The sequence below is a fragment of the Kitasatospora sp. NPDC057512 genome (genome assembly GCF_042802135.1).
Taxonomy (GTDB): Bacteria; Actinomycetota; Actinomycetes; order Streptomycetales; family Streptomycetaceae; genus Kitasatospora.
In genome coordinates this window covers 1-2,106 of record NZ_JBHVET010001065.1, presented here as the reverse complement: position 1 = coordinate 2,106, position 2,106 = coordinate 1, and the positions used below count along the sequence as shown (strand labels likewise).

The 2,106-nt window shown below is 75.0% G+C and carries 2 protein-coding genes; one reads left to right on the top strand and one right to left on the bottom strand.

Going from position 1 to position 2,106, the window contains the following annotated elements:
* Nucleotides 1–185: 185 nt before the first annotated feature.
* Nucleotides 186–1,484: an esterase/lipase family protein gene (locus ACFU6K_RS37630; RefSeq protein ID WP_380670946.1), complete on the bottom strand. Its 1,299-nt coding sequence runs from the start codon at nt 1,482–1,484 to the stop codon at nt 186–188.
* A gap of 210 nt (nt 1,485–1,694) precedes the next feature.
* On the opposite strand from ACFU6K_RS37630, the gene ACFU6K_RS37625 reads away from it, so the two are divergent.
* Nucleotides 1,695–2,024: a MoaF N-terminal domain-containing protein gene (locus tag ACFU6K_RS37625; RefSeq protein ID WP_380670944.1), complete on the top strand. Its 330-nt coding sequence runs from the start codon at nt 1,695–1,697 to the stop codon at nt 2,022–2,024.
* Nucleotides 2,025–2,106: the final 82 nt, after the last annotated feature.

The window sequence follows — 2,106 nt, the reverse complement described above, 5'->3', positions numbered from 1 at the left end:
CTGCCGGTGACGACCGTCCAGGTGTCGGACGGTGCGCCCCGTCCGCCGTGGTGCCCGGTCACCCGCCGACGGGCGGATTGCCCCGCAGCTCACCGTGGCGTCGGTCAACGACGCGGCGCGGCAGCCGAGTTGATCGACCCCCGGCTCGGCTCGGCTCGGCTCGGCTCGGCTCGGCTCAGCTCAGCTCAGCTCAGCCAGGCGTTGACCTGGCTCGCCGCGTCCGGCGCCCAGGCGAGCTCCAGGTGGTTCAGGCCGCCGAGCAGCCGGGTGCCGCCGACCGTCGCGATGCCGGTGGTGTCCAGCGCGCTCGCGGTGAAGACCAGGCCGTCGCTCGGCCCGCGGCCCTCGTTGAGCACGCCCGGGATGTCGGCGGACCCGCCCGCCAGCAGGTAGGTGCGCACCGGAGCCGGGATGCCGGCCTGCCGGAGCGGGGCGATCAGCGAGCCCGCGTCGATCGCCGCCTGGATGCCCTGGCCGGAGGTGTAGAAGCCCTGGCCGCCGTAGTAGGTGGTCCACCAGTCCTGCGCGGTGCTGTCCACCCCGTAGGTGCCGTCCCAACGGGCGAGCAGCTGGCGCTGGCCCGGGTAGCAGTCGTGGCCGCCGCTCGGCAGCACCCCGAGGCAGGGCTGGGCGGTGTACGTGCCGTAGCAGGTCATGTAGAGGTGCGGGGACGGCGCGTTGGCGGTGCCGCCGCAGGCCGGCCAGGTCACCAGGTCGAAGTTCCAGCCGTGCGCGTACACGTAGTCGAGGCCGCCGTGCGGTCCGCCCAGCGTGACCAGCCGGCGCACGTCGCCCGCGTACGCCCTCCCCCAGGAGGGCTTCACCGAGGACACGTACGCCCGGGCGGCGACCTCGCCCTTGCTCCAGGCCACCACGTCGACCTGGGGGACCCCGAGCCGGGCCCGGATCAGCGAGACCGCGTCGCCGACCGCCTGCGCCTGGAGCAGGTTGTCGCCGTGCTTGTGGGCGAAGCCGATCGCGAAGACCCGGTGGCCGGTGCCGGCCAGGTACTGGGCGAGCCCGGTGGACGGGCAGTTCGCGGCACCGCAGGCGCCGCTCTCCCCCGGGTTCGCCCAGGCCCGGTCGGCGTTGTCGTTCGCGCCGTGGACCAGCAGGACGGGGGTGGCCTGGCCGCCGGTGTCCCAGCCGGCGGCGGAGTAGAGCAGGAACCGGGCGGAGGAGGGCCGGCCGGTGCCGAAGTACGTCCGGCGGGCGCCGTCCTGGTCGCCGCGCCCGTCGGCGGGGAACTGCTCGGCGCCGAAGCCGGGGGTGGTGTCGAGGTAGCGCTCGACCTTGGCCCAGCCGTTGCCGGGGGCGGGGAAGGTCGCTTCCAGGGTGAGGGGGGCGGCGGCCGCGGCCCGGGCCGTACCCGCCTGCGCGGCGGTGGGGGTGCCGAGCAGGACGGCGGCCAGGGTCAGGAGCGCGGCGGCGAGGGCGGTGGGGACGCGTCTCGCGGGGCCGGGGCGTGTGGGGGTACGTCTCATGGCCGGACGCTAGGGCCGGCGCGCGGCCCTGCCCATGTGCCGGTCGCACACCCGGGCCACCGCGTGGTGGCGGACCGTACCGTGGCCTTTGCCTGACCGAGTGCGCCCGGTCGGATAAATTGGAAGCCTGACGTCATCCGCCGTGCACAAGAGCGGCGAGCCCGACCGGGTGCTCGCCACGACCTGACCGAGACGAGGACCCGCCCCACCATGACCGCGCCCCTGCCCGCCTTCGCCGGCCGCACCTACCTCTTCCGGGTCGACAACGGCGCGGCCTTCCGCAACACCTACTCGGCCGACGGCACACGGCTGCGCTGGGAGGGCCTCGGCGAGTCGGCGGGCCAGTGGGAGGACGTGCGACTGCACGTCGCCGAGGTCGCGCCGGAGATCTACTTCGTCAGCTGGACCGAGCAGAGCGGGATCACCGTCAGCCACGTGATGGACCTCGGCAGGCTGACCGTGCGGGCCTTCTGGACCTTCGAGGGCGAGGGCGGCCGGGTCGGCCAGCTGCACACCGGGACGCTGGAGCGGGTGGCCTGAGCGGCGGGACCGCCGTGCGGGGGCCGTACGGCTCCTGAACGACCGGACGGACCGAACGACCTGAACGACCGAACCCCCGGGG